This is a genomic window from Rhodospirillaceae bacterium (assembly GCA_018662005.1).
GTDB lineage: Bacteria > Pseudomonadota > Alphaproteobacteria > Rhodospirillales > JABHCV01 > JACNJU01.
Genome location: JABJHA010000010.1, coordinates 85,720 through 107,774 on the forward strand (window position 1 = coordinate 85,720; position 22,055 = coordinate 107,774).

The window sequence follows — 22,055 nt, forward strand, 5'->3', positions numbered from 1 at the left end:
ATCGAGGATGACATGGCGACGGAAATAAAAGTACCAACACTGGGAGAATCCGTAACCGAGGCCACAGTTGCCAAGTGGATGAAATCGGTTGGCGACGCGGTTGCCCTTGACGAACCCCTGGTCGAGCTTGAAACCGACAAGGTAACACTTGAAGTGAATGCGCCAAAGGCTGGGACCTTAAGCGCCATTAGCGCCGATGAAGGGGCCGAAGTTGAAGTCGGCGCATTGCTGGGGATGCTGGAAGAAGGCGCCGGCGCCCCTGCCGCCAAACCGGCGGCCAAGCCCGAACCGGCCCCTGCCGCCCCGGTCCCTGAACCAGTACCCGCAGCCGCTCCGGCACCTGCCGCAGCCGCAAGCGCAACTTTATCGCCAGCGGTCCGCAAGCTGGTCGAAGAAAACAACCTCGATCCGGCAGCCATTCCAGCCACCGGCAAGGACGGCCGCCTGGTCAAGGGCGATGTGCTGGCCTTTTTGGAAGGTGGCGCTGCTGCTCCTGCCGCCGCCCCCGCTGCCGCCAGTGCGCCAGCCCCTGCGGCGGCGAGTTATCCGGCCCGGCCAGCTGGTCCGCGCGAGGAAAAAGTCCGGATGACGCGCCTGCGCAAGATGGTCGCGGCGCGCCTGAAAGAAGCCCAGAACACGGCGGCCATGCTGACAACGTTCAATGAAGTGGACATGACCGAAGTGATGGCGATGCGGGCCAAGTACAAAGAAATTTTCGAGAAGAAGCACGGCGTTAAGGTCGGCTTTATGTCGATTTTCGCGAAAGCCTGTGTCGTTGCCCTGCGCGAATTCCCGGGTGTCAACGCGGAAATTAGTGGCGATGAGATCATTTATAAAAACTACTATGATATTGGTGTCGCCGTCGGCTCGCCGCAAGGCCTGGTGGTGCCGGTACTGCGCGATACGGACGCCGCAAGTTTCGCCGAAATTGAAGCCCAAATCGGTGACTATGGCCGCCGTGCCCGTGATGGCAAACTAACCATGGACGAAATGCAGGGCGGATCGTTCACCATCACCAATGGCGGCATTTTCGGCTCGCTGTTGTCGACGCCGATCCTCAACCCGCCGCAATCAGGTATTTTGGGAATGCACAAAATCCAGCAACGACCCATGGTCATGCCAGATGGTTCGATTGAGGCCCGGCCGATGATGTATCTGGCCCTGTCCTACGATCACCGCATCGTCGATGGCCGCGAGGCGGTATCGTTCCTGGTTCGCGTCAAGGATTGCATCGAAGACCCGCAGCGCATCATGCTGGACACCTGATAATAATAAGGACAACTTAAACCATGAGCGATTCCTATGATGTCATTGTTGTTGGCGGTGGTCCCGGTGGTTATGTGTGCGCCATCCGCGCCGCCCAGCTGGGTTTGAAAGTGGCCTGCGTCGATAAACGCGGCACCCTTGGCGGCACTTGTTTGAACGTCGGTTGCATTCCCTCGAAGGCTTTGTTGCAGTCGTCTCATCATTTTGAAGCGGCGTCTCATGAATTCGCCGCCCACGGTGTAAAGACCGGCAAGGTCGCCCTTGATCTGAAAACCATGCTCGGGCGCAAGGACAAGGTCGTCGATGACCTGACCAAGGGCATCGAGTTCCTGCTCAAGAAAAACAAGGTCGATTACATTATCGGTACAGGCGTCATCAAGGCCGCAGGTACCCTTGAGGTGACACCGGCAAAGGGCAAGAAGCAGGTTCTTAAAACCAAGAACATTGTTATCGCCACCGGTTCGGATGTTGCCCCGCTTCCCGGCGTAACCATTGACGAGAAGCAGATCGTCAGTTCGACCGGTGCGCTGGCCCTTACCAAAGTGCCGAAATCCATGGTCGTCGTTGGCGGCGGGGTGATCGGTCTGGAGTTGGGCTCTGTCTGGCGCAGACTGGGGGCGGAGGTTACCGTCGTTGAATTCCTCGACAGCATTCTGCCGGGCATGGACGGTGAAGTGGTTAAACAAATGACCCGGACACTGAAAAAGCAGGGCATGACGTTCAAATTGCAAGCCAAGGTCACGGCTGCCAAGGCATCGAAAGCCGGGGTTAGCTTAAGCGTCGAGTCGCGCGATGGCGGGAAGGCCGAAAAAATCAAGGCTGACGTGGTTCTGGTTGCTATCGGTCGCAGACCCTATAGCGATGGGTTAGGCCTGGATAAGGTCGGCGTCGCCACGGACCGGGGCTTTATCACCACGGACCATGATTTGCAGACCAATGTGGCCGGTATCTACGCTATTGGCGATGTCATTGGTGGGGCCATGCTGGCCCACAAGGCCGAAGAAGAAGGTGTCGCCGTTGCCGAACATTTGGCAGGTCAGTCCGGGCACGTTAACTACGACGTGATTCCGGGCGTTGTCTACACCTGGCCGGAAGTGGCGTCCCTGGGCAAGACCGAAGAAGCCTTGAAAGAGGAAGGCGTCGCATACAGCGTCGGTAAATTCCCCTTCAGCGCCAATTCACGGGCCCGCGCCAATGCTGATAGCGAAGGCTTTGTGAAGATATTGGCCGACGCCAAAACGGACAAAGTGCTGGGTGTTCATATCGTTGGACCGGCAGCGGGTGACTTGATTGCCGAGGCTGTTTCGGTGATGGAATTTGGTGGTTCTGCTGAAGATATCGCGCGCACCTGTCATGCGCACCCGGGACTTTCCGAAGCGGTCAAGGAAGCGGCCCTTGCGGTTGGCGGTCGCGCCATCCATATGTAAGGTGTAAGCTTTACCTTTATTGAGGGGAGGCAAACCCCGTGTTCGAACTTTTATCAGGCAGCGAAGGCAAGGTTGTTGGCATTCACGCCAGTGGCCGCTTGACGGATTCCGACTACAAGACGTTCATGCCCAAAATCGAAGAGCGGATCGACGAATACGGCAAAATCAGGCTGTTGGTCGATATGGAAGGGTTCGCCGGTTGGGACATGTATGCGGCGTGGGACGATTTCACTTTCGGTATGACCCATTGGCATCATTTTGAAAAAATGGCCCTGGTTGGTGACGCGACCTGGGAACGGTTGGCGGCCAAGGCGGCTGACTTGTTGATTCGCGGCGATGTCCGTTATTTTGACTTGTGTGATCGCGATGCCGCCTGGGACTGGATTAAAGAATAAGTGACGATTTCGGCCTCTCCTTTACGCCTGAGCGTGGTTTTGTGTCTGGCCGAAATTGTCGGGATGACCGGGTTTTCGGTCTTTCCCGCCCTGCTTCCCGGGTTCATCCATGAATGGTCCTTAAGCAATACGCAAGCGGGCTGGATTAACGGCATTCTTTACGGCGGTTATTTGGTGGCGGTTCCGGTTCTGGTCAGTCTGACCGACCGACTGCCACCCAAGCGCATTTATTTCCTGTCCATGGCCTTAAGCGGTATCGCGTGTATTGGCTTTGCCCTGTTCGCCGAAGGTCTGTGGACGGGGTTGCTTTTTCGCGCCCTTATCGGCATCGGCCTGGCCGGCACCTACATGCCGGGCTTGAAAATTATCAGCGATCATATCGAAGGGCCCTTTCAAAGCCGCGCCATTGCGTTTTATACGGCCAGTTTCTCCATCGGTGCGGCGCTTTCTTTCCTGATGGCCGGTGAAATTGCCAGTCTTTATGACTGGCGATGGGCTTCGATTGTCGCCGCTGGCGGCCCTTTACTGGCGATGATGCTGGTTTCGCCGGTGCTGCCACGGGAACTCCCCCATGATCATGAGGAACCGGACACCCATCTGCTTGATTTCAGGCCGGTGCTGAAATGCCGGGCGGCCATGGGATATGTCCTTGCCTACACGGCCCATAATTTCGAGTTGTTTAATTTGCGCTCGTGGATGGTCGCTTATCTGGTTTTTGCTCAAGGGCTGGTGAAACCGGGGTATGAAATGTGGAGCGCCACGGCGGCGGCGACGTTTGTCACGTTGTTGGGATTACCCTCAAGCGTTATCGGTAACGAGTTGTCCAACCGTTTCGGCAGGAATCGGGTGATCACCGTTGTCATGTTATCCTCAGCGGTGCTTTCGGCGGTTATCGGCTTTCTTGCCGGAAACGTTCCCTACTGGCTGATTATCGGGTGCTTTATTATTTACGGGATTACGGTGACGGCGGACTCGGCGTCCATTACATCAGGCGTCGTCGCCTCTGCCCCAAAGGGCTACCGGGGGGCGACCATGGCGGTTCATTCCTGCATCGGTTTTTCCGGTGCTTTTCTGGGCCCGCTGATCTTCGGGGTGATGCTTGATGTTGGCGCAAGCACGGCGTTCGTGTCGCCCTGGGGGTTGGCTTTCGTCGTTACCGGACTGGCCGTCGCCATGGGCCCGGTCGCTCTCAGAATATTTCGGGCTGACCCCGATCACACGTGATGACCAGGATCAGCCCTTAAAAAGCTACTTCTTGGCCCAGACGTCACCGGCGACACTAATCAGTGCGGCCTTGATGGTGTTAGGGCTGTCCATGATATTCATGAAGCTGTTGTCACCCATCATTGCCAGATCAGGGAAGCTGATGGCGATACGGAAACGCGCTGACAAGGCATAGACCCGATTGCCGGTTACCAGCATTTCATAGGGTAAATGAGCAGAAGAGCGGATGTCCTTGAAGTCGATCTCGCTCATCAGGAATTTGTCATCCTGTTGATCGCCTGCGCCCTTGGCGCCGTTCATGGCGACGCCGAAAAGAACCTCGTCTTTGCCCGGAATATCAATGCGATAGACCTTGCTGATGCCGCTTGTACCGGCGGCCAAGCCCTTTTCGACGGCGGCGACCGCGTCAGCGTGGTTCAGGAAGCGCGACAGATAATGCGGGTCGGTAAAGTATTCCATGCCGAACATGTAGTGGTAATCACGAAGCGCCCTGTCGCTCATGCCACCGCTCATGCCGTATTCTTCTGTCTTGCCCAGCGCCCCTTCAAGGGCTTTGGCGGCGAAGTCCAGATTGCCATCCATGCGGTAAGCACCGGCCATATAGTAGGGGTTGGTGTAGGAAACCTGAATTTCACCACCGTGTTTGGTTATTGAAACCCGCTGGGCCGCGCCGAAGCCGCCACGCTCGGATTTTGCAGCCGTCTTCTTCATGGCATCGTTGGTGACGACAAGAATGGTGGTGGTTGGATAGGGGCTGTGGGTGCCGACAATCTCAAGTCCGGCAGCCGTCAATTTGGCGCTGACTTCAGTGACTGTGGTCGCCATTTCACCGGCCCCTTTTGAGGCCAGAACAAACGGTTTGTATTTCGGTTTCGACGCGGCGGATGCGTCGGCAAGGCTAAAATTAACAGCGAAAATGGCCAGCAGGGCCACTTTAAGAATTCTCTTCATTGGACGTCCTCCCCTTACTTTACAAGTTGCTAAAGTATAGAAGGTTGGCCTTTGAAGATAGGTAGTATCATGCGCACACAAATAAACGCTTTAATTTCAATAGATTAAAGTTGTCAGCGACTTTTGGCCCGGGGATGGGCCTGTTTGTAGACGGCGCTTAGACGTCCTGCATCGACGTCCGTATAACGCTGGGTGGTCGATAATGAAGCATGACCCAGAAGCTCCTGAATGGTGCGCAGATCGCCACCACCACTTAACAGATGGGTCGCGAAACTGTGGCGCATGGCGTGCGGGGTCGCTGTTTCGGGCAGGCCCAGATAATGGCGCAGATTGCGCACCTGTTTCTGGAATACACCGGGGTTCAACCGCTTGCCACGGGCGCCAACGAACAGGGGGCCCTCGGGGCTTAAGGTAAAGGGGCAGGCATCGATATAGGCATTAACCGCCTCGACGACGACAGATAGCAGGGGCACCACCCGTTGCTTATTAGCTTTGCCAGTAATCATCATCGCCTGACCGCTTGGCGCTTCGCTGCGGTTCAACTCCAGGGCTTCTGAAATGCGCAGGCCACAGCCGTAAAGCAGGGTCATCAGGGCGACGTCGCGTTTGCCAATCCACGGTTCAAGCGCCAGCTCGTCAATGGCCGATACCGCTTCCAGGGCATCTTCTTCGGTCAAGGCCTTGGGGACCGATTTTGGCAACCTGGGGGTCCGCATCCCGCCGATGGCGGCGTTATGAGCAAGGTCACGGCGCTCCAGGAATCTGAAAAAATTGCGTAACGTTGAAAGCCCGCGCGCCATGGAAGCGCGGGACAGTCCATCGGCGTTGCGGCGGGCCAGAAAACTTCTGAAATCGGCGGTTTTTAATTTTTCCAGATCCTTTAACCCTGCCGGGAAACCCAGATGATCGTTCAGGAAGGATAAAAAAAAGCCTAGGTCGCGGCCGTAGCCATCAATGGTATGACGCGAACAGCGCCGCTCGTGGATCAGCCAGTCGCGCCAGCTTTCGATGGCGGACATGACGCCCGGTTCGGCATTCAGTAAGTTCAGGTCTTTATCACCAGACATTTATCGATACACCGCTCCAAAACCCTGGCTAAAAAGCCGATTAGTTCTGTGCCCTGGCCGGGATAAAAAGCGCTGCCCCTGGAGCCCAGGGCGAGCAGACCGGGCGGCGTTTGGTGTCCGGGTCTGAGCCTGGCCAGTGCGGCTGAATGAACAAGCCCCGCCCCTTCACCAAACAGACCGCCATCGTCGGCGACATCGCGCATGAGAAGAACATCCTGATCAGGACCCAGATGGCGCTCCACATCGCCGGGCAGGAAGCGGATGACGCCGCTAGACATCAGTTCGGTCCCCGGTGTGTTGGCCGGTTCAAAACCGATTTTGGTAACATCAATATCCAAAAGCAGGGGGAAGTCTTCGGAAATGACCCGGATCAGCTGATTGAAATTGGTTGCCGACAACAAAGCCAACACGGCGGTATGGGTACGGGTTTGAATGGACATGTTGGTACGGCTGGTTTCGATCACGTCCTGGGCGCAGTCGCGCAGGTTGTCGATTTCACCGCGCAGTTGCTCAAGCATGAACTGCTGCATGTCGGCAACACCGTCGCCGCTCCAGCGGGACGGGGCCATCATGTTTTTTAAAACTTCGGGATTGCGGGTCAGAAAATCAGGATTTTCGGAAAGAAAGTCGCTGACCTGCTCTTCACTCAAGTCCCTGCTCGCTTCACTGGCGGCATCATTTTTAAGTCCACTCATCTTCAGGTGTTCCTGTCATCTACCAGATTCGCTTAAAGTGTACCCCATGCCCGAGTCTCCTGCCAAACACTGTCATCTTCCCGGTTCCCGTGTCGCCGTACTGCTGGCCCTTCCGTTGCCCGCGCCGTACGACTACCGGGTTGCTGAAGACATGACCCTTGAAGACGGTGATTTTGTCCGTGTGCCGCTGGGTCGACGCGAAGTCAGCGGTGTCGTTTGGGGCGCGGGCAGCGAGACTGTCGCAGAAAGCAAGATCAGGGAGGTGCTGGCAAAGCTTGAGGTAACGCCCCTGAACGGGAATTTCAGACGCTTTCTTGATTGGGTCGCCGGTTATACGGTTTCGCCCCCCGGCGCGGTTTTGAAAATGGCGATGAGCGTGCCTGCCGCCCTGCAAAAACCAAAACCGGTTATTGCTTACGAACTCAATCCCGTCCTGCCTGACATTAAAATAACAGCGGCCCGGCAGCGGGTGCTCAATGTCCTGAAAGACGGCCAGCCGCCCAGAGCAGCGGCTGAACTGGCCCGCGAGGCAGCCGTCGGAACGTCCGTTGTCAGTGGTCTTGTCAAGGTCGGCGCGCTGCTTTCCATAGAAGTTCAGCCATATCTTGCCGTTGCTGCGCCCGACGGCGATCATCCAGGACCCGACCTGTCGCCGGGTCAGGCCGAAAGCGGGACCATATTGGCCGGGGATGTGAGCAAAGGCGGTTTCGCCGTCTCGTTACTTGACGGGGTGCCGGGGTCGGGCAAAACCGAAGTTTATTTTCAGGCTGTCGCCGAAGCCCTGAAGCAGGGCCGTCAGGCTTTGGTGTTGTTGCCGGAAATTTCCTTAAGCGCTCAGTGGCTGGATCGTTTCGAGCGCCGTTTCGGTGCCGCCCCTGCCCAGTGGCATTCGGATTTGACACCGGCCACCCGTCGCGATACCTGGCGGGCCGTCAGTGAAGGTCGCGCCAGGGTCGTCGTCGGCGCGCGTTCGGCTCTTTTCCTGCCTTTCAAGGATCTCGCCCTGATTGTTGTCGACGAAGAACACGAAGGGGCGTTCAAGCAGGAAGAGGGGGTCATTTATAATGCCCGCGACATGGCCGTGGTGCGGGCCAGTCTTGCCGATATCCCGATCGTGCTGGCATCGGCGACGCCGTCCCTGGAATCGGTGGTAAATGCGAAAGGCGGCAGGTACCGCTTGTTGCATTTGCCTGAACGCCATGGCGGTGCTGAATTGCCTGATGTTTCACTCATTGATATGCGGGCCGAGGCCCCGACAGGCGGGCACTGGCTTTCGCCGCAGCTGGTTGATCAGTTGAAAGAAACCTTCGCCGCCGGTGAGCAGGCGATGCTGTTTCTTAATCGCCGGGGTTATGCGCCGCTAACCCTGTGTCGCACCTGCGGTCATCGTTTCGCCTGTCCCAACTGCAGCACCTGGCTGGTCAGTCACCGTCGCGGGGCCGGGAAAATGCAATGTCATCACTGTGGTTATGTAACCCCGATGCCTGAAAATTGTCCGACCTGCGAAAAGGATACACTGGCCGCTTGTGGTCCCGGTGTCGAACGGCTGGCCGAAGAAGTGGCCGAATTGTTTCCGGATATCCGCACCGATATTGCGGCCAGCGACTCGATTGCCGGACCGAAGGCGGCAGCGGAACTGGTGGCCCGTATTGAAGCCCACCAGATCGATTTGATTATTGGCACCCAGATTGTCGCCAAGGGTTATCATTTTCCGCTCCTCACACTGGTCGGGGTGGTTGATGCTGATCTGGGACTGTCAGGGGGTGATCTGCGTGCTGCCGAACGCACATACCAGTTGCTTTATCAGGTCGCAGGAAGGGCCGGCCGGGCAAAGCGCCCGGGCCGGGTGGCGCTGCAAACCTACATGCCTGATCACCCGGTCATGCAGGCGTTGCTGTCGGGCGAACGCGAACGTTTCATTGAAACGGAAACAAAGGCCCGGGAAAATTCCGACATGCCGCCGTTTTCAAGGCTGGCGGCGCTTATTGTTTCAGGTCCTTTGGAGGCGGAAGTGGATAAGGTCGCCGCCCTTCTGGGCCGTAAGGCGCCTAACTATAAAGACGTTATGATTTTGGGTCCGGCGACGGCCGCGCTGGCCCGGATCAGGGGGCGTCATCGCAGACGTTTTCTGGTCAGGGCGGCAAAACAGGTCGATCTTCAGGGGCTGCTAAATGATTGGTTGGCGCAGGTCCCAAGTGGCGGCAAAGTGCGCATCCAGGTAGATATCGACCCCTATAGTTTCCTGTGAGCAGGATTATCCGGGGATACTCTACGTTTTGCTAATATGCGAGTGTCTGATTTTCATTGGAATTCAGCCATTTTTCTGTTGTTAATAAGTACTTATGAGTCATCTTGCATGGCCAAGATGAGTATGATAGATAACAGTCAAATCACCGGGCGTTTTAAAGCGCCTTTTTTAATAAATTATCGACTTTCGGACTTAAGGGATTTCCCAGTTGTCATCCGACAAATCAGGCACCAGCGGGCTGGCAGGCCGATATGCCTCCGCCCTTTTCGACTTGGCTGTCGCCGACAAACAGCTTGATGCTGTGACCGGCAACCTTGAACAGCTCAGCGCCATGATCGAGGAAAGTGATGATTTGCGCGTGCTTCTTGGCTCGCCGGTGATTTCACGTGACGATCAAACCAAGGCGATGGCGGCGCTTGCCGAAAAAGCCGGTTTTGATGCGTTGACCCGTAATTTTATCAGCGTCGTCGCCGATAACCGGCGTCTTTTCGTGCTGCCGGCGATTATTAGTGCTTTTCGGGAAATTCTTAAAGTGCATCGGGGCGAGGCGACTGCTGAAGTCGTCTCAGCATCCGAACTTTCAGACAAACAGGTTAAAGCCCTTGGTGATCAGCTTAAAAAAGCTATCGGCACCAAGGTTACCATAGACACTTCTGTCGATCCCGAACTGCTTGGCGGCCTCGTCGTCAAGGTTGGTTCGCGTATGATTGACAGTTCTCTTCGCACCAAGCTGCAACAGTTGCGGTTAGCCATGATAGGGGTTGGATAATGGACATCCGGGCGGCGGAAATTTCCGCTATTCTCAAGGATCAGATCAGCAATTTCGGGACCGAGGCGGAAGTCGCCGAAGTCGGACAGGTTCTTTCAGTCGGTGACGGTATCGCCCGCGCCTACGGACTGGACAATGTTCAGGCCGGTGAAATGGTTGAATTTCCGGGCGGCATCAAAGGCATGGCCTTGAACCTGGAATCAGATAACGTCGGTATCGTTATTTTCGGCGATGACCGTTCGATCAAGGAAGGCGACACGGTTAAAAGAACCGGCGCTATCGTTGATACGCCTGTCGGCAAGGGCCTGCTGGGCCGTGTTGTTGACGGTCTTGGCAACCCCATTGACGGCAAGGGCCCGATTGTCGATGCCGAGCGGATGCGTGTTGAGGTCAAGGCGCCGGGCATTATCCCGCGTAAATCAGTGCATGAACCCATGCAGACCGGCCTTAAGGCTATTGATAGCCTGATCCCCATTGGCCGTGGTCAGCGCGAATTGATCATTGGTGACCGTCAGACCGGTAAAACCGCCATCATCATGGATACCATCATTAATCAGAAGGTAACCAACGACGCCGCCAAGGACGATAGCGAAAAACTGTTCTGCATTTATGTTGCGATCGGCCAAAAGCGCTCGACCGTCGCCCAGATCGTTAAAACCCTGGAAGAAAATGGCGCTATGGAATATTCCATTGTCGTCGCTGCCACCGCGTCGGAACCGGCGCCGCTTCAGTTCCTGGCCCCGTACACCGGCTGCACCATGGGCGAATATTTCCGCGATAACGGTATGCACGCGGTTATCTGTTATGACGATTTGTCCAAACAGGCCGTCGCTTACCGGCAGATGTCGCTATTGCTTCGCCGCCCGCCTGGACGTGAAGCTTTCCCGGGTGACGTTTTCTACCTGCATTCACGCCTTTTGGAACGCGCCGCCAAGATGAACGAAGACAATGGCTCTGGTTCACTGACTGCGCTTCCGGTTATTGAAACCCAGGCTTCGGACGTTTCGGCTTATATCCCGACCAACGTGATTTCGATCACCGACGGTCAGATCTTCCTGGAAACGGAACTGTTCTATCAGGGCATCCGGCCAGCCGTGAACGTTGGTATTTCGGTGTCTCGTGTCGGTTCTGCCGCCCAGGTCAAGGCCATGAAGAAAGTTTCCGGCTCGATCAAGCTGGAACTGGCCCAGTACCGTGAAATGGCTGCGTTCGCGCAGTTTGCCTCCGATCTTGATGCCTCGACCCAGCGTTTGCTGGCCCGTGGTGCCCGTTTGACGGAAGTTCTCAAGCAGGGCCAGTTCGTGCCTTACCCCGTTGAAGAGCAGGTTGTCGTCATTTTTGCCGGTGTTAATGGCTATCTTGATGGTATCGGGACGGGCGACGTCACCCGCTTTGAGCAATCGCTGCTTGATGATGTGCGCGCCAACGGCACAGGCATCCTTGCAGCCATTCGTGATAGCGGTGACCTGAGCCAGGAGACCGAGGACAAGCTCAAGGATTTCCTTGAAAAATTCACCAAGGCATTTGCTTAAGGGCGCACCGTCTTATGGCTAACCTGAAAGACCTGAGAATCCGGATCAACAGCGTCAAATCGACGCGTAAGATCACGTCGGCCATGAAAATGGTTGCCGCATCGAAGCTCAAACGGGCCCAAAGTGCTGCGGAAGAAGGTCGTCCTTATGCCGAACGCATGGAACGGATGCTGGGGGAATTGACTTCCAGCCTGTCGACCATGGACGGCGCGCCGAAACTGCTTTCGGGTAGCGGTGCCGATGATACCCACCTGATCGTCGCCATCACCGCTGATCGTGGCCTGTGCGGCGGTTTTAACGGATCGATCATCCGCGAAGCCAGGCGTCAGGTAATCGATTTGCAGGCGCAAGGTAAAAAAGTCAAAATTCTTTGCCTTGGTCGCAAGGGCCGCGATGGCCTGAACCGGAATTTCCCCAACGATATCATCGATACCCTGGAAGGCCTGACCAAGACAGGCGTCGAATACAACATGGTTAGCGATGTGGCGGTCAATCTGGTCGAACGTTTCGAGGCCGAAGAATTTGACATCTGCACCATCATCTACAACCGTTTTGTTTCGGCGATTTCCCAGGACGTCACCGTCCAGCAAGTGATTCCGTTCCCGGTTCCCGAAGTGGACGAGCAAGACGCAGCCGCCGATAAATCGCAGAACGCCATGTATTTGATGGAGCCTTCGGAAGAAGAAATCCTTGATGAGTTGCTGCCGCGTAATTTGTCGGTGCAATTGTTCAGGGCGCTATTGGAGAGCAATGCATCGGAACACGGTGCCAGAATGAGTGCCATGGACAATGCAACCCGCAACGCCGGCGACATGCTCGACGATTTGACCATGACCTACAACCGTACCCGTCAGGCCGTTATTACCAGCGAACTGATTGAAATCATCTCCGGCGCCGAGGCCCTTTAGGGTCGCGCTGGCAAAGTTAACGAAGAAGGCATTTTTAGGAGCCTGAGCCATGAGTAAGAATAATGTTGGAACTATTACCCAGGTCACCGGCGCTGTCGTCGATGTCCATTTTGAAGGTGATCTGCCCAATATCCTGAACGCGTTGGAAACCGACAATGGCGGCAACCGACTGGTCCTTGAGGTTGCCCAGCATCTGGGTGAATCGACGGTTCGTACCATCGCCATGGACACCACCGACGGCCTTGTCCGTGGACACGAAGTGACCGATACGGGCGAGCCGATTTCGGTTCCCGTTGGACCCGAAACACTGGGTCGTATCGTCAACGTTATCGGTGAGCCGGTCGATGAACGCGGCCCGGTCAATACCAAGATGCGTTTCCCCATTCACAGGGCCGCCCCGGAATTCATCGAGCAATCGACGGAAACGGAAATTCTCGCCACCGGTATCAAGGTCGTCGATCTGCTGGCCCCGTACGTGAAAGGTGGCAAGATCGGCCTGTTCGGCGGCGCTGGTGTCGGCAAGACGGTTCTGATCATGGAGTTGATCAACAACATCGCCAAAGGCCACGGCGGTTATTCGGTGTTTGCCGGTGTTGGCGAGCGTACCCGTGAAGGTAACGACCTTTACCATGAAATGATTGAATCCGGCGTTATCGACCTGGAAGGCGACAATTCCAAGGCGGCGCTTTGCTATGGCCAGATGAACGAGCCGCCAGGTGCCCGCGCCCGGGTCGCCCTTTCGGGGCTTTCCATGGCCGAATATTTCCGCGACGAAGAAGGCCAGGATGTGCTGTTCTTCATGGATAATATTTTCCGCTTCACCCAGGCTGGTTCGGAAGTGTCGGCGCTGCTTGGTCGTATTCCTTCGGCCGTTGGTTACCAGCCGACCCTGGCCACCGATATGGGCACCTTGCAGGAACGCATTACCTCGACCAACAAGGGTTCGATTACCTCGGTGCAGGCGATTTATGTTCCTGCCGATGATTTGACCGATCCGGCCCCGGCGACATCGTTCGCCCACCTGGACGCAACGACGGTGCTGAGTCGTCAAATCGCCGAACTTGGTATTTACCCGGCTGTTGATCCGCTCGATTCCACCTCGCGCATTCTTGAGCCGCGGGTTATCGGCGACGAACATTACAACACCGCCCGTGAAGTTCAGCGTATTTTGCAGACCTACAAATCGCTGCAGGACATCATCGCCATTCTGGGTATGGATGAACTTTCCGAAGACGATAAAGTGACGGTCGCCCGGGCCCGTAAAATCCAGCGCTTCCTCAGCCAGCCGTTCCATGTTGCCGAAGTCTTTACAGGTACGCCGGGCGTGTTCGTCAACCTGGAAGACACCATCAAGGGCTTCAAGGGCATCGTCGATGGCGAATACGATCACCTGCCTGAAGCGGCGTTCTACATGATTTCAACCATTGAATCGGCTGTAGAAAAAGCCAAGAAGATGGCCGAAGAAGCGGCTTAGGTTAGGACCATCCGATGGCCGAAGAAAAAATAGAACTGGAAATTGTCACCCCGGCCAAGCTGCTGTTCAGCGGCGCCGCCGACATGGTTGTCGTCCCTGGCGGGGAAGGCGATTTTGGTATGCTGCCGGGTCACGCACCGATGCTTTCAACCGTGCGGGCCGGTACCATTGATATTTACGACGGTGACAAGGTCACGGCCCAGGTTTTCGTTGAAGGCGGGTTTGCCGAAGTGACCGACGAGCGCTGCACGGTACTTGTGGAGACGGCGATGATGGTCGCCGACATTGACAAGGCAGCAGCCGAAAAGCGCCTGACTGACGCCAAAGCGGCCCAGGGCGCTGACAAGGATCATGTCGATGGTCTTGATGGCCCCGAAGTGACTGCCGCCGAAGCCATGGTTTCCGCCGCCGATTAATTCTTTCATTGAAGTAGAGTGCAATCATGACGCTCTATCTTGTTCAGCATGGTGACGCCCTTGGTAAGGCCCAGGACCCTTTGCGCCCTTTAAGTGAAAAGGGCCTGCAGGACGTGCGCTCCATGGCCTCGTTTTTGGCTGACAGGGGCATCAGGCCAGCACGTGTTATTCACAGCGGCAAAGCCCGGGCCATGGAAACGGCCCAATTGTTATCGGGCGGTGAGGTCGAGGAAATTGATATCGGGTTGGCTCCCAACGATCCGACGGAACCTGTTAAAAACCTGATCGAAAGCTGGGACGAGGACGTCATGATTGTCGGCCACCTGCCGTTCATGGGCCGCCTGGTTGCGCACCTGGTGGGCGGCACACCGGATGCTGATACGGTGTCCTTTGAGCCGGGCACGGTGGTTTGCCTGAAAAAGGGCGAGGAGGGCAACTGGAGCCTTCACTGGATGCTCAGGCCATCTTTGCTGGGGGAGCCGCTTTAAGCGTTAAGGAACGGTACGTAAGCGCGGTCGGTGCGCATGATGTGGTTGATCAGCCAGTTTTCCAGGAATTTCATAACATCATTAATATTGATAGCTGACGGGTCTGTGGCGTATTGGTCTGAAATGCCGCGCACCACCTGTTCAATCTCGCGGTGTTTTTTCATATGCGCCGCGCCATCGGGGTAGTCGCTTTCCAGAAACAGGCTCTCTTCGCGCTGGAAATGCAACTCGACGTAGTTAATCAGGTATTTGATGACGGTCGAGGTTTCTTCAGAACTGAGACCTTTGCTAACGCAAGAAAACAGTTCGTTGGTAATGTTAACCAGTGTTTGGTGGTCGTAATCGATCAGCGCATGGCCGACGCAGTATTCGTCCTTCCACTGGATGTGCATTGCACTCATTTTTTATGGGCCCCCACCCTATAATTATTCCCAACAAACCTTACGTGGCTTCAAGAATAGGGTCAAAATACAGCAAGGAAGGCGAGAGTCAAGGTGCCCCCTATCCGCACGGGTGGGGACGATAATTCTATGATTTTCGCCGTTTCCAGGACTTTTTTGTTTTTGCCTTGGCCTTCGAGTCCCAGCCACTTTTGGCCGCTGCTTTGGGGGCGATCCCGGCTTTGTTCAGGCCCAGCTCAGAGGCTTCAAGTCTTCGCACTTCATCACGCAATCTGGCCGCTTCTTCAAATTCAAGGTCGGCGGCGGCGGCTTTCATGCGTTCCTCAAGATCTTTTATGTGGCCACGTAAATTATGCCCGACAAGGTGCTTGTCACCTGAAACGCCGGTATCGACGGTGACGTAGTCCTCTTCGTAAACGCTGCCCAGAACGTCTGTTATTTTTGAGCGAATGCTTTCTGGCGTAATGCCGTTGGCGGCGTTGTAGGCCTGTTGTTTTTCGCGTCTGCGATTGGTCTCGCCAATGGCGTAATCGAGACTATCGGTCATCTTGTCGGCGTAAAGAATAACCCGTCCCTCGACATGCCGGGCGGCCCGGCCGATGGTCTGGACGAGCGAGGTCTTCGAGCGCAGGAAACCTTCCTTGTCGGCGTCGAGAATGGCGACCAGGGCGCATTCGGGAATATCCAGTCCTTCACGCAGAAGGTTAATGCCGACCAGGACATCGAAAGCGCCCAGACGAAGATCGCGAATGATCTCGATACGCTCCAGGGTATCAATATCCGAATGCATATAGCGCACACGTACTCCGTGATCGTGCAGGTATTCGGTCAGATCTTCAGCCATGCGCTTGGTCAGTGTGGTGACCAGCACCCGCTCGGCCCGGGTCGCGCACTCCTTGACTTCCTTGAGAAGATCATCGACCTGGGTTTCGACCGGGCGAATGATGCACAACGGATCGATAAGGCCGGTCGGGCGGACCAGTTGTTCGACAAAAACTCCGCCTGTGCGTTCCAGCTCCCAGGGCGCCGGGGTCGCCGATACGAATACACTTTGTGGCCGCATGGCGTCCCATTCTTCGTATTTAAGGGGCCTGTTATCAAGACAGCTGGGCAGCCGGAAACCGTATTCCGCCAGGTTCGCCTTGCGGCTGCGGTCGCCCTTGTACATGCCACCGATCTGGGGAACAGAGACATGGCTTTCATCGACAAACAGCAGGGCGTTTTCGGGCAGGTATTCAAACAGGGTTGGCGGTGGCTCGCCGGGGTTGCGTCCACTCAAATAGCGAGAATAGTTTTCGATACCGCTGCAAAAACCGGTTGTTTCCAGCATTTCAAGATCGAAGGTGGTGCGCTCCTGAATACGCTGCGCCTCCAGCAGGCGGCCTTCGCCGGTCAATTGTTCGACGCGGGCCTTCATTTCAGCCTTGATCTTGGGCAGGGCCTGCATCAGCGTTGGCCGGGGGGTGACGTGGTGGCTTGAGGGATAAACGGTGACGCTTTCCATGGAGGACACCTTTTCCCCCGTAAGCGGGTCAATTTCCCAGATCGTTTCCAGTTCATCACCGAAAAGCGACAGCCGCCACGCCCGGTCCTCGTAGTGGGACGGGAATATTTCGACAACATCGCCACGAACCCTGAACGAGCCACGGGAAAAATCCGCATCATTGCGCCGGTACTGCAATTCGACGAAGCGTTTGAGCATGTCATTGCGGTCAATGCGGCTACCAGCGACCAGTTTTTCAGTCATACCAGCGTAAGTTTCAACATCACCGATGCCATAAATGCAGGAGACAGAGGCAACGATGATGACGTCGGGGCGCTCCAGCAGGGCGCGGGTCGCCGAATGGCGCATACGGTCAATTTGCTCGTTGATGGAGCTGTCTTTTTCGATATAGGTGTCGGTCCGCGCCACGTAGGCTTCCGGCTGGTAATAATCATAGTACGAGACAAAATATTCGACGGCGTTATCGGGGAAGAAACTTTTCATTTCGCCATAGAGCTGGGCAGCAAGGGTTTTGTTGTGGGCCATCAGCAAGGCCGGGCGTTGCAGGTTTTGAATGGTATGGGCAACGCTAAACGTTTTTCCCGAACCGGTAACGCCGAGTAGAACCTGGTCACGTTCGCCCTCATTGATGCCTTTGGTCAGTGCCGCAATGGCTTCGGGTTGATCGCCAGCCGGCGTGAAATCAGAGTCCAGCCGGAAGGGGATGCCGGGCTTCAGGGCCGGGCGTTTATTGGGGATGAAAAGGGGTTTTGTCAGGGCGCTGTTCATCCTTGTTTTATAAGCGTGGGCCGCTCTGGATGCGAGTCCCATGTGGGGCAAGGGAATTTATTTGCCGTGGTTTAAAAAGTTTATCAATTAATACTTGACTAAAATACTGGGTTATACGATGATCCTCATCAGGATCGACGACCGGGCTTCTGCTTTTTTTTGCAGGAGTCTCCGGAAGGGATTGATACTCCCGCCCCCTTTCCCCAAATCCCTTCCGGCGTCATCCTGAATTCCCCCTCAAAATATCCTGTGTTACTGTCCCTCTATGGCAGAAGGCGTTCTATTCCCGGCAACCATGATGCCCGACGATGACTGGTGGCAGGCGCTGTGGCCAGACCTTGCAGGTACTCTAACCTCGATTGGCATTGTTCCCGGTATGACGGTCATCGATCTGTGCTGTGGAAATGGTCATTTTACGGCGGCTCTGGCCGGCCTTGTTGGGCCAAAGGGTAAAGTTATCGCCGTTGATCTTGATTTTAATATGCTGGAGCAGGCGCGCCTGCGGGTCGCACAAGCAACGCAAGGAAACCCGGCAGCGTCTTGTCAATGGATCGAGGCCGATGCCTGCAGACTCGATCAGGTTCTCGCGGCAAATATCAAGGCGGACGCCTTGGTTATTGCCAATACATTTCACGGGGTTCCCGACCAGCCAGCCCTGTCGACAACTGTCGCAAAGGTGCTAAAGCCGGGTGGGTCATACATGATTATCAACTGGCATACCCGGCCCCGCGCGGAGACGGTCGTTCTTGGCCAGCCGCGGGGCCCAAAAGACGAGATGCGGATGTCCCCCGAAAGTGTAAAGGCGGTGGTCAGCGCCGCCGGATTTGCCCTTAAGGAAGTCGTTGAATTGCCGCCCTATCACTACGCCGTCGTCTTCAATGTTGCGCAACGGGTTCTCAAGGCGTAAATTGCCGCCGGATTTATAATCAAGCGTTTAAATGGAACAAAAAAATGCCCTTTATTGCCGCCCGTCTGTCGCGTATCAAACCGAGCCCGACAATTGCCGTCGCCACCAAGGCCCGCGAACTGAAAGCCGCCGGTCGTGATGTTATTGGCTTAGGCGCCGGGGAACCGGATTTCGACACCCCCGACCATATCAAGGAAGCCGCCAAGGCGGCCATGGACCGGGGTGATACAAAATACACCGCCGTCGCCGGTACCCCCGAATTACGTCAGGCCATTGTCGACAAGTTGAAGCGCGATAATAATCTGGATTACACCATCGACCAGATTTCGGTCGGTTGCGGCGGAAAGCAGAATATCTATAACGCCCTGATGGCGACCCTTGATCCGGGCGACGAAGTGATCATCCCGGCCCCTTACTGGGTGTCGTACCCTGATATTACCCTGCTGGCCGAAGGTAATCCGGTGATTGTTAATTGCCCGGCGGAAGCTGGCTTCAAGCTGACCCCGGAAGCCCTGGAAGCGGCGATCACGCCGAAGACCAAATGGCTGATCCTGAACTCGCCGTCAAACCCGACTGGCGCCGGGTACAGCCATGCCGATATGAAGGCGCTGACCGACGTCCTGGTCAGGCACGCCCATGTCTGGGTGATGACCGATGATATGTACGAACATCTTGTATATGACGACTTTGAATTCGTCACGCCGGCTCAGGTGGAGCCGGCCCTGTTTGATCGCACACTGACCCTGAACGGTGTTTCAAAGGCATATTGCATGACCGGTTGGCGCGTTGGTTACGCTGCGGGTCCTGACGAAATCATCAAAGCCATGAACAAGATCCAGTCGCAAAGCACGACCCACACGGCGTCGGTCAGTCAAGCTGCCGCCGTTGCCGCCCTGAACGGACCACACGACTTCATCGCTGAACACAACGCTGTTTTCAAGGAGCGCCGTGATCTGGTCGTTTCCATGCTTAATCAGGCCAAGGGCCTGTCCTGTCCAACACCGGTCGGCGCGTTTTACGTATATCCTTCCTGTGCAGGGATGATCGGCAAGACGACGCCGGAGGGTAAAACCCTTGAAACCGACGAAGATGTCGTTGGGTATTTTCTGGAAAGCGAGGGCGTGGCCGCCGTCCATGGTGAAGCCTTTGGGTTGTCGCCACACTTTCGAGTCTCCTATGCGACTTCGACGGAACTGCTTGAGGAAGCTTGCATACGCATTCAACGGGCCTGTGCCGCTTTGCAATAATTGATATCTTTGGAATGATTAAAAGAAAAAGGAGGGCTTATGTTCGCCTTTTTTCTTGGACTCCCTTAAGCCAGAGTCCTAACCTTCTGGGTGACGCCTTTAAATGGGCGCTCGAACAAAAGCGCCCAAGAGCAACCTGTGTTTCATTAAACGCAGTTCAATTAATCAAAAGCGTCCAAAGTGGTTGAGACAAATCAAACCTGGGAGGCGCAGTCGTGACTAAAACTCCATCCGGACCCCGTGTGGCGGCCCTTGTGGGCCCTTACCTGAGTGGTAAGACGGCCCTGCTTGAAAGCATTCTCGTAGTCTGCGAAGCCATCAGCCGAAAAGGAAACGCCAAAGAAGGCTACGCCGTTGGCGATGGCTCGCCTGAATCCAAATCCCGCGAAATGGGCACGGAATTGAGCGTCGCAAATGCAGAATACATTGATGAGAAGTGGTCATTTATTGATTGCCCAGGTTCTGTCGAACTGATTCAGGAAACCTATAACGCCCTGATGGTGGCCGATTGCGCGGTTATTGTTTGCGAACCTGAACTCGACAAGGCGCTGATGATTTCTCCGTTACTCAAATTCCTCGATGACCACCAAATCCCCCACATTATATTTATCAATAAAATGGACAGTGCCTCCGTCGGCGTTAAGGCGACGCTTGAAGGGTTGCAGGCGGTTTCCGAACGGCCGCTTGTTCTTCGTGAAATTCCCATGCGCGATGGCGAGACGGTCAGCGGCCATGTTGACTTGGTCAGTGAGCGGGCGTTCGAGTGGAAAGAAGGCAAGGCTTCCGACCTGATGCAAATTCCCGAATCCATCGAGACTCGGGAAGCTGACGCGCGAACCGAAATGCTGGAAACCCTGGCTGATTTCGATGACAAGTTACTGGAAGAATTGCTTGAAGATATTGCCCCCTCAACGGAAGAGATATATCAAAACCTGACTCGTGATTTTCAACAGGACAGTATCGTTCCGGTATTTTTTGGTTCCGCCGAAAATGACCATGGGGTCGTGCGTTTGCTAAAAGCTCTTCGTCATGAAGCGCCCGAGGCCGACCTGACAGCCGAACGGCTGGGTTTGGATAAGTCCGCCCCCAGCGCGCAGGTTTTCAAGACCCTCTACGCCGGGCACGCCGGCAAACTTTCTTATGTGCGGGTTTTCGCGGGCTCCATCAAGGATGGATCGGATCTGAATGGGCAGCGGGTCAGTGGCGTTTATGGACTTTTGGGTCAAAAGCAAAATAAACAGGCCCTTGCCACAGCTGGTGAAGTGGTCGCCCTGGGGCGTCTGGATAATGCCGAGACGGGAAAATCTCTAAGCGAGAAGGGCGCCAAATTGGCCGATGCATGGCCCGCCCCGCTGACGCCGTTGTTTTCCATGGCGGTTCATGCAGAAAATCGCTCTGACGAAGTGAAACTTTCAGGCGTTTTGACAAAACTGGTTGAGGAAGACCCGTCCCTGGCCATCGAACAAAGTCAGGACAGCGGCGAGTTGCTGCTTTGGGGGCAAGGCGAGATGCATCTGTTGATCGCCATTGATCGTATGAGCAACCGCTTTAACATGACTGTCACCGTCGCCCGTCCTGAAGTTCCCTACAAGGAAACCATCAAGAAACCCATATCCCAACACGCCCGACACAAAAAACAAAGCGGCGGTCATGGCCAGTTCGGCGATGTTCATCTGGACATCAAGCCGCTGGCCCGCGGTTCGGGCTTTAACTTCAACGACACCATCACCGGCGGGGTTGTGCCCAAGCAATACATTCCCGCTGTTGAACACGGTATCAATGACTACATGAAGCGCGGGCCTTTGGGTTTCCCCGTGGTCGATATCGCCGTCACCCTGACAGACGGCCAGTTCCACGCCGTTGACAGTTCTGAAATGGCGTTCAGGGCGGCGGCGCAACTGGGAATGCGCACGGCTATGCCAAATTGCCAGCCGGTGCTGCTGGAGCCCATCTGCAAAGTTGATATTTCCATTCCCAATGAATTTACCTCGAAAATTCAGCGCCTGGTTAGCGGCCGTCGAGGCCACATCCTGGGCTTCGACGCCAAACAGGGTTGGAAGGGCTGGGATGAGGTTTCTGTGCAGTTGCCGCAGTCGGAAATGCATGACCTGATTATTGACCTGCGTTCCATGACACTGGGCATTGGCACGTTTAGCTGGAGCTTTGATCACTTGCAGGAATTTGTCGGCAAACAAGCCGATAAGGTTGTCGCCGCCCAGTCCGGCCGGTCTGGCTGAGAGAGCAAAAAAATGCCGGACCCGAAGGCCCGGCAAGTTCAACAGAGGAGGCTTTACGTCCAAAAGACGAAGGGGCCGGATATCATGGGGGGAGAGAAGATGGCCGGTCCCAACATCGAATTCATGATGTT

At 55.6% G+C, this 22,055-nt stretch carries 19 protein-coding genes; 14 read left to right on the forward strand and 5 right to left on the reverse strand.

All coding sequences use genetic code 11. The features are described 5' to 3' along the window. Nucleotides 1-12 precede the first annotated feature (12 nt). The 4 genes from odhB (at nucleotide 13) to HOL66_05930 (ending at nucleotide 4,312) form a co-directional block, all read left to right on the forward strand. A complete protein-coding gene (odhB, locus tag HOL66_05915) occupies nucleotides 13-1,266 on the forward strand; it encodes a 2-oxoglutarate dehydrogenase complex dihydrolipoyllysine-residue succinyltransferase (GenBank protein ID MBT5243760.1) in 1,254 nt (417 codons plus the stop codon). A gap of 23 nt (nucleotides 1,267-1,289) precedes the next feature. Then, entirely contained in the window at nucleotides 1,290-2,693 is a 1,404-nt protein-coding gene (locus HOL66_05920) for a dihydrolipoyl dehydrogenase (GenBank protein MBT5243761.1), read from the forward strand. Nucleotides 2,694-2,731: 38 nt separating this feature from the next. Then, a complete protein-coding gene (locus HOL66_05925) occupies nucleotides 2,732-3,088 on the forward strand; it encodes an STAS/SEC14 domain-containing protein (GenBank protein MBT5243762.1) in 357 nt (118 codons plus the stop codon). 63 nt (nucleotides 3,089-3,151) lie between these two features. Then, the gene (locus tag HOL66_05930; GenBank protein ID MBT5243763.1) at nucleotides 3,152-4,312 is read left to right on the forward strand and encodes an MFS transporter; all 1,161 of its coding nucleotides are present in this window, start codon (nucleotides 3,152-3,154) and stop codon (nucleotides 4,310-4,312) included. 24 nt (nucleotides 4,313-4,336) lie between these two features. Here the strand turns inward: HOL66_05930 and HOL66_05935 are convergent, their stop codons facing one another. The 3 genes from HOL66_05935 to HOL66_05945 all read right to left on the reverse strand — a co-directional run bounded on the left by HOL66_05935 (nucleotide 4,337) and on the right by HOL66_05945 (nucleotide 7,025). Further along, complete coding sequence (locus tag HOL66_05935) at nucleotides 4,337-5,263, reverse strand: hypothetical protein (protein MBT5243764.1); 927 nt, start codon at nucleotides 5,261-5,263, stop codon at nucleotides 4,337-4,339. A 113-nt stretch (nucleotides 5,264-5,376) separates the two neighbouring features. Next, nucleotides 5,377-6,282, reverse strand: a complete 906-nt coding sequence (locus tag HOL66_05940) for a tyrosine recombinase XerC (protein MBT5243765.1) — start codon at nucleotides 6,280-6,282, stop codon at nucleotides 5,377-5,379. Nucleotides 6,283-6,308: 26 nt separating this feature from the next. Further along, nucleotides 6,309-7,025, reverse strand: coding sequence for a DUF484 family protein (locus tag HOL66_05945; protein ID MBT5243766.1), 717 nt, complete (start codon nucleotides 7,023-7,025; stop codon nucleotides 6,309-6,311). Between the two features lie 46 nt (nucleotides 7,026-7,071). Between HOL66_05945 and HOL66_05950 the strand changes: the two genes are divergently transcribed. The 7 genes from HOL66_05950 (at nucleotide 7,072) to sixA (ending at nucleotide 14,860) form a co-directional block, all read left to right on the forward strand. Further along, entirely contained in the window at nucleotides 7,072-9,273 is a 2,202-nt protein-coding gene (locus HOL66_05950) for a primosomal protein N' (protein ID MBT5243767.1), read from the forward strand. Nucleotides 9,274-9,481: 208 nt separating this feature from the next. Then, nucleotides 9,482-10,042: a F0F1 ATP synthase subunit delta gene (locus tag HOL66_05955; GenBank protein MBT5243768.1), complete on the forward strand. Its 561-nt coding sequence runs from the start codon at nucleotides 9,482-9,484 to the stop codon at nucleotides 10,040-10,042. Next, nucleotides 10,042-11,574: a F0F1 ATP synthase subunit alpha gene (locus HOL66_05960; GenBank protein MBT5243769.1), complete on the forward strand. Its 1,533-nt coding sequence runs from the start codon at nucleotides 10,042-10,044 to the stop codon at nucleotides 11,572-11,574. The genes HOL66_05955 and HOL66_05960 overlap by 1 nt, the downstream gene beginning before the upstream one ends. Before the next feature lie 14 nt (nucleotides 11,575-11,588). Beyond that, nucleotides 11,589-12,482 (forward strand): F0F1 ATP synthase subunit gamma, encoded by an 894-nt coding sequence (locus HOL66_05965; GenBank protein ID MBT5243770.1) that lies wholly within the window; start codon nucleotides 11,589-11,591, stop codon nucleotides 12,480-12,482. A gap of 49 nt (nucleotides 12,483-12,531) precedes the next feature. Continuing rightward, nucleotides 12,532-13,956: a F0F1 ATP synthase subunit beta gene (atpD, locus tag HOL66_05970; protein ID MBT5243771.1), complete on the forward strand. Its 1,425-nt coding sequence runs from the start codon at nucleotides 12,532-12,534 to the stop codon at nucleotides 13,954-13,956. A gap of 14 nt (nucleotides 13,957-13,970) precedes the next feature. Then, the gene (atpC, locus tag HOL66_05975) at nucleotides 13,971-14,372 is read left to right on the forward strand and encodes an ATP synthase F1 subunit epsilon (protein ID MBT5243772.1); all 402 of its coding nucleotides are present in this window, start codon (nucleotides 13,971-13,973) and stop codon (nucleotides 14,370-14,372) included. 26 nt (nucleotides 14,373-14,398) lie between these two features. Further along, nucleotides 14,399-14,860 (forward strand): phosphohistidine phosphatase SixA, encoded by a 462-nt coding sequence (gene sixA, locus HOL66_05980; GenBank protein MBT5243773.1) that lies wholly within the window; start codon nucleotides 14,399-14,401, stop codon nucleotides 14,858-14,860. Here the strand turns inward: sixA and HOL66_05985 are convergent. Both HOL66_05985 and uvrB read right to left on the reverse strand, forming a co-directional pair. Continuing rightward, complete coding sequence (locus HOL66_05985; protein MBT5243774.1) at nucleotides 14,857-15,261, reverse strand: hemerythrin family protein; 405 nt, start codon at nucleotides 15,259-15,261, stop codon at nucleotides 14,857-14,859. The genes sixA and HOL66_05985 overlap by 4 nt on opposite strands. A 127-nt stretch (nucleotides 15,262-15,388) precedes the next feature. After that, complete coding sequence (uvrB, locus tag HOL66_05990) at nucleotides 15,389-17,533, reverse strand: excinuclease ABC subunit UvrB (protein MBT5243775.1); 2,145 nt, start codon at nucleotides 17,531-17,533, stop codon at nucleotides 15,389-15,391. A gap of 265 nt (nucleotides 17,534-17,798) precedes the next feature. On the opposite strand from uvrB, the gene HOL66_05995 reads away from it, so the two are divergent. From HOL66_05995 to HOL66_06005, 3 genes are all read left to right on the forward strand, one after another. Next, complete coding sequence (locus HOL66_05995) at nucleotides 17,799-18,440, forward strand: class I SAM-dependent methyltransferase (GenBank protein MBT5243776.1); 642 nt, start codon at nucleotides 17,799-17,801, stop codon at nucleotides 18,438-18,440. Between the two features lie 44 nt (nucleotides 18,441-18,484). Beyond that, nucleotides 18,485-19,687 (forward strand): pyridoxal phosphate-dependent aminotransferase, encoded by a 1,203-nt coding sequence (locus tag HOL66_06000; GenBank protein MBT5243777.1) that lies wholly within the window; start codon nucleotides 18,485-18,487, stop codon nucleotides 19,685-19,687. 215 nt (nucleotides 19,688-19,902) lie between these two features. After that, nucleotides 19,903-21,924, forward strand: coding sequence for an elongation factor G (locus HOL66_06005; protein MBT5243778.1), 2,022 nt, complete (start codon nucleotides 19,903-19,905; stop codon nucleotides 21,922-21,924). The last annotated feature ends 131 nt before the right edge of the window (nucleotides 21,925-22,055 follow it).